This is a genomic window from Psychrobacillus sp. (assembly GCF_056205495.1).
In genome coordinates this window covers 1-5,501 of sequence record NZ_JBAEAP010000350.1, presented here as the reverse complement: position 1 = coordinate 5,501, position 5,501 = coordinate 1, and the positions used below count along the sequence as shown (strand labels likewise).

7 protein-coding genes are annotated in these 5,501 nt (G+C 36.8%); 2 read left to right on the top strand and 5 right to left on the bottom strand.

Annotated features, from left to right (window positions below; genetic code table 11):
- On the bottom strand, positions 1–442 hold a 442-nt coding region (locus AC06OU_RS10485; RefSeq protein ID WP_475855633.1), incomplete at its 3' end, for a PfkB family carbohydrate kinase.
- The gene (locus tag AC06OU_RS10480; protein ID WP_475855631.1) at positions 439–1,422 is read right to left on the bottom strand and encodes a LacI family DNA-binding transcriptional regulator; all 984 of its coding nucleotides are present in this window, start codon (positions 1,420–1,422) and stop codon (positions 439–441) included. The genes AC06OU_RS10485 and AC06OU_RS10480, both read right to left, overlap by 4 nt.
- A 206-nt stretch (positions 1,423–1,628) precedes the next feature.
- Here AC06OU_RS10480 and AC06OU_RS10475 point away from each other — a divergent pair, with 206 nt between their 5' ends.
- A complete protein-coding gene (locus AC06OU_RS10475) occupies positions 1,629–2,591 on the top strand; it encodes an alpha/beta fold hydrolase (RefSeq protein WP_475855629.1) in 963 nt (320 codons plus the stop codon).
- Positions 2,592–2,820: 229 nt separating this feature from the next.
- Entirely contained in the window at positions 2,821–3,411 is a 591-nt protein-coding gene (locus AC06OU_RS10470; RefSeq protein ID WP_475855627.1) for a GNAT family N-acetyltransferase, read from the top strand.
- Positions 3,412–3,542: 131 nt separating this feature from the next.
- Here the strand turns inward: AC06OU_RS10470 and AC06OU_RS10465 are convergent, their stop codons facing one another.
- From AC06OU_RS10465 to AC06OU_RS10455, 3 genes are all read right to left on the bottom strand, one after another.
- Positions 3,543–4,010 carry a hypothetical protein gene (locus AC06OU_RS10465; protein ID WP_475855625.1) on the bottom strand — a complete coding sequence of 156 codons (468 nt, stop codon included), beginning with the start codon at positions 4,008–4,010 and terminating at the stop codon, positions 3,543–3,545.
- A gap of 96 nt (positions 4,011–4,106) precedes the next feature.
- On the bottom strand, positions 4,107–4,787 hold the full coding sequence (locus AC06OU_RS10460) for a YwaF family protein (protein WP_475855623.1): 681 nt from the start codon (positions 4,785–4,787) through the stop codon (positions 4,107–4,109).
- 191 nt (positions 4,788–4,978) lie between these two features.
- Positions 4,979–5,491 carry a nucleoside/nucleotide kinase family protein gene (locus AC06OU_RS10455; RefSeq protein WP_475855634.1) on the bottom strand — a complete coding sequence of 171 codons (513 nt, stop codon included), beginning with the start codon at positions 5,489–5,491 and terminating at the stop codon, positions 4,979–4,981.
- Between the last annotated feature and the right edge of the window lie 10 nt (positions 5,492–5,501).

The window sequence follows — 5,501 nt, the reverse complement described above, 5'->3', positions numbered from 1 at the left end:
CTAGCGTGTATTTCACTACAGGAATTGGAATTTCTAGCTGCATAATAACAAACTTGCTTTGCTGAATTGTTTCTTTCATTCTTTTGATGTTTGCCTCAGTTAACAAATAGTTTGCTCCAGGGACAACGATAATTCTGTTATCGCCTTCGGATAATAAAATATTAGCAATTCCAGTTGCAGCATCTTCGGTTTGCATAACCGAGTCGGTATTTACTCCATTTGCTTTAAGGTCCTCTAATAATTCTCTTCCAAAGCTATCTGCTCCAACGCTAGCAAGCATATGCACATTGCTTCCTAAGCGTGCTGCAGCAACAGCCTGGTTTGCTCCTTTACCTCCGGGGATAGTCGTAAAGAGTTGTCCTAAAACTGTTTCTCCTTGTACGGGAAAGTTGTCTGTTTGCACTACAATATCCATATTCATACTGCCTATAACTGTAATCATCGTTGTCCACTCCTTGTCGTTCCCCGCTCCACTAGCTCTACAGGTACTTGAATCACTCTTTCTTCTATCTCAATTTCTTCAATGATTTTAATGAGTACACGGGTTGCCAAAGCACCCATTTTGTATATATCTTGGGCTACCGTCGTCAGTCCTGGAGTCAACATTCCACCAAGTGAAATCCCATCAAACCCCATAATTTGTAGCTGGTCAGGAACACTAATACCTAACGAATGTGCAGCCTTCAAAGCACCTGCTGCAGATACATCAGTACTCGCAAATATGCCGTCTACACCTTTAATATCCGCTAAGAATTCCCTTGCAATCTTTTCTGACTCCTCAAAATGAAAGGGACTTTCAATAATATGAGTTTGTACTTTTTTTCCTTCTACAGCTTTCAGAAACCCAGTCAGTCGATCATCAGCAGGACCGAGCCCTTTAGGACCTCTCATAAACACAATATTTTGGCAGCCTTTTTCTAGTAAATAATTCGTTCCCATCCGTGCTCCTTCAACGTTATTGGAGGAAATGGTGGGAATGGATTCATGAATCATCCGATCTAACGCCACAAGCGGTACTTTTAAATCTTCATAGTGGCTTGCACGAAGCTGGTTTGTCGTTACGATAAACCCTGCTACATATTTTTGCTTTAAAGTATCTATATAATGTATTTCTTTTTCAGATTTTTCATCAGAATTACACAAAACTACTGTATATCCATAAGATAATGCGATATCTTCAACCGCTCGAGCGAGCTCGGGAAAGAATGGATTCGTAATATCTGGAACAATTAACCCTATAAAGTTTGTTTGCTTTGTCGTTAAAGATCTGGCTACTTGGTTAGGTATATATTCTAATTTTTCAATAGCTCTTTTAATCTTGAGCTTTGTATCTTCACTGATATACCCTTTTCTATTTAAATAACGGGACACAGAAGCAACGGAAACACCAGCTTCTTTTGCTACGTCTCTAATGTTTGCCATCTGTTTTCCCCATCTCCTTCAAATGTGTAACCGGTTACACACAATATAACAAGGAGTTTTCAAACTGTCAATAAAAAATTGTACTACATTTTCGTTATCGCATATTTTTGTTGTATAACAGTGCATTTTCTAGCCTTCAAGGAACTTAAAGACCTATTATTCGTAATATTCATTGAATATAAAAATAAAACTAAAGGATGAAACCTATGATTTTTAAGATATGGAAGATTACGAAGCACATTGTTTTAGGAGTGGTTGCTCTATTTGTTCTATGGTTTGTTGGCCATCAATTAATGTCTTTATATGAAAAAAACAAATATGAAGCAATCGGCCAGCACGTTGAGGTAGATGGAAAAGAAATGCATGTCTATGAAAAAGGAGAAGGAGAAAACACTATTGTTTTATTGACGGGACTCGGAACTGCTGCCCCTGCCCTTGACTTCGAGCCACTAGTGGAAGAACTATCAGTAGACAATAGAGTTATTGTTGTGGAGCCATTTGGATATGGCTGGAGTGATAAAACTGATAAAAAACGTAGCGTGGAAAACATCACAGAGGAAATAAGAACTGCTCTATTACAGTTAGATATTCAAGAGCCATATATTCTCATGCCACATTCTATTTCCGGTGTTTATAGCATGTATTATGTAAACAAGTACCCTGATGAGATAAAAGCAATCATCGGCATTGATCCAACCTTGCCCCAGGCTCTTGAGTACTTTGAAGAAGATGCTCCTACTATGCCAAAGGCTTTAAGTATTCTTGCTCCTAGTGGAATTGCCCGATTAGCTATGTATATTACTCCAGATAGTTTTTTACCTATAGCAGAGGAAGATATATATTCTAAAGAAAACTTAAAAATGACTAAGCTTATTACATCCTGGAGTGGATATAACCGAAATGTTATTAATGAAACCAACCTTATCCAAGAAAATATGGAGTTAACAAAGGAACTTACCTTTCCTCCAGATTTGCCTGTCATGATATTTACGAGTGACGCCGAAAAGACAAATGAGGACGGTAAATCGAATATTACTTTTTATGAAACCCAATTAAAAAATAGCAATTTAAGTAAGCTTGTTCCTTTAGAAGGTCATCATTATTTACATTGGACTCAATCGGAAACCATGAGTGATGAGGTGAGGGAATTTATAGAGATGATGGATTAGTTTTTAGATAACGCCGGTAATGTAAAAGGTAAGAGTTTTTTAGGAGGAGTGACTTGAAATGTACAGTAGATTGTTTGAAATAAATAATGGGAGCATACCTTATTGGTTTGAAATTTAAATGCACATTGTTCAACTTACAGGTACTTTATACAAGAACCCCTCTTCCCAAAACTAGTTGAATATTATGTTAATATTAATTTGAAAGAGGTTAAGGAGGAAATTCACAAATATGATAAAAATTATAGGACAAAAAGTTGAATTGAAAGAGGCTAACCAACAAGATATTGATGACTTATATTATTGGAAGTATGAAGAAAAAAAACAAGAAGCGAAGAAATGGAATGGACCTTACATACCTGAGACTAAAATAACAAAAGAAGAGTTCAAAATAAATTGGGATAAAGACTATGAAATTGCTCCCAACACTCCTAATTCACTAATTATTTTTGTAGGAGATAAACTAATTGGAACGGTAGGCTCTTATTGGGTAGATCAAAACACGAATTGGTTAGAAACCGGAATAGTTATTTATGACAACAATTACTGGAATGGTGGCTATGGAACGGAGGCTTATAAACTCTGGATAGATTTTTTATTTAGCTCTACTAATTTACATCGGTTAGGAATGTCAACCTGGTCAGGCAATGTAAGGATGATGAAGGTAGCAGAAAGAATTGGGATGAAAGAAGAAGCACGAATAAGAAATGCTAGAATAGTTGACGGTGAATATTTTGATGCAATTAAAATGGGAATATTGCGTGCAGAATGGGAAGAAAAACAGATGATAAATAAAGCTAAGGAAACCTCTCTATTGCACTAACGCGTAGCTTTAGAGAAAAAAGCAACAAAGTAAATTGAGCTTGGAGATATGTATTCAAGCTCTGCGTCTTCCTTTCCCCACAAAACAAAAAGCACTTGGTTGCTGTTTCAAGCTACCAAGCGCTTTCTTTATTACGGAGTATATTTTTCAGAGACTTTCACTACAACTCCATCTTTTAAAGTTATATCATATGGCCCTTTTACAACTGCTAAATAAGAAACGAATTCCTTTTCCTCTACTTGCTTTGGTTTGGCTGTATCATCTTGATTAACCAAATAGAACTCAGCATCTTCAGCTAGCTTTAAGCTTTCTGCCTTTTGTGATTCATCATAAATCATAAATCCTGTAGCTAAATCCTTTTCCGTATCTAGCCCTAGTTCCTTGATACGATCCGTATCGGATTCCTCAATCCACTCTACTTCATCAATGATTAGACTTTTATTTGGTAGATCGAAGTCTCTTACGTAGGCTAGCATTTCTTTTGACTCTTCCTTTGCCACTTCTTCCTTCGGCTCGTCGCTACAAGCACCTAACAGTAAAAGTGTTCCTAAAGCTGTAAGGACAAGCATAGACATTTTATTTGAAAGTAATTGTTTCATATTCAGTCATCCTTTCTTGGTAAGTGATTAGACGGAAAAACAAGTAAAAGGTTCTACCCATTTTAAAAATTTCAACTTCCAAGATATAAGTTTAATTTACTTTTTCTTAAAAAGAAACCATAAAAATATGAATATTATAAATGCAACAAATTCTAATGATAGAATATAGTACGGATATGGCCCCAGGAAATCCAACAAACTTCCTCCAGCTGGCTTCCTTTGTAGAAACATATAGTTTCCGTCCACAAGAGAGTTAATCCAAAAAACAAATGGCAGCAAAATATTTAGGACAAGCATCGTTGTAAGAATTCCCTTAAAGGTCGGTCGATATCCTTTCACCCAAGTAAAGTAGAGTGCTGTCAGTATGATCCCCACATGTGTATAAAAAAAATGAAAATACCTAAAGTGAGGGTAATTCATATCCAATACAGGTGTAATCATGGCCTGTATTGCACCACCTATGCCCGCATAAAAAACAAACTGATAAACTAAACGGTTACCCGTCCATAGCAGAACGATTGTCAAAAGAAGGCTAATACTGCATAGCTCAAGAGGCAGTGAATTCCTTAGCTCCCACCTGTCTGTTTGAATGAGCCAAATATGATATAAAATATCTATCACTAACAACGACAAGCCAAATAGACGTTCCCTACGAAGATGTCCTTTCTCCGCTTTTGGCCATCGATTCCTTGTGAAAAAAAGAAGAAGTATGAAAAGAATAAATGCGGCTACCGCACTCCAATGCTCTACCGAAAACATTATAAATCGCTCTTCCAACTAACTCACCACCCATTTTTATTACTATAATACTATTCGAGTTAGCTGGGGGATTTACCTTTTCTCTATTTGATGGGGACCGATATTTTATGGGGACCGACCGATTATACTAGTGAACCGACCGATTATTTGCCGGAACCGACCGATTTTGCGGAAAAACCGACCGATTATTGGCAACAACCGACCGATTCCTAATTTTTGATGTGCTGTTTTATGGTAGCTACGATTTCTGCAACACTTAATGTGCCGTCCACTACTAAATCAGAATTAAGCATTATCGTTTTTAGCATTTCTAGATATCCTGCTCTCCCACCAGCAATGTAATTTTCCATATCTTTTATAATTTCCTCTCCAGATTTCCCTTGAAAATCCCTCAACACTCTACGTGCCATTGCAACATCCAAAGGGGTATCTATAAATACAGTCATATCAATATAGACGCTCCCTGCCGTATGCATTTTGGCGAAAGGATAATCTAACACAATATAATCTAATGGTTCTTCGATTAAATTTATTAAGTCCTTTTTGAAAGGGGCAATATCCCACTCATCATAATTAGCCCCTCTTATTATCCATTCTTCAAAATTATGTGGACCACCTAAATCATAGTCATCAAAAAAGAGTGCCTTAGAATTATGTAATTCTTTTGTTAGTTGTTTAACTACTGTAGTTTTCCCTCCGCCTGAGACTGCTGCAATTGACATGACAAATGGT

Coding starts and splice junctions, on each gene's coding strand:
- AC06OU_RS10475 (WP_475855629.1), top strand. CDS start 1,629: ATGATTTTTAAGATATGGAAGATTACGAAGCACATTGTTTTAGGAGTG.
- AC06OU_RS10480 (WP_475855631.1), bottom strand. CDS start 1,422: ATGGCAAACATTAGAGACGTAGCAAAAGAAGCTGGTGTTTCCGTTGCT.
- AC06OU_RS10470 (WP_475855627.1), top strand. CDS start 2,821: ATGATAAAAATTATAGGACAAAAAGTTGAATTGAAAGAGGCTAACCAA.
- AC06OU_RS10465 (WP_475855625.1), bottom strand. CDS start 4,010: ATGAAACAATTACTTTCAAATAAAATGTCTATGCTTGTCCTTACAGCT.
- AC06OU_RS10455 (WP_475855634.1), bottom strand. CDS start 5,491: ATGTCAATTGCAGCAGTCTCAGGCGGAGGGAAAACTACAGTAGTTAAA.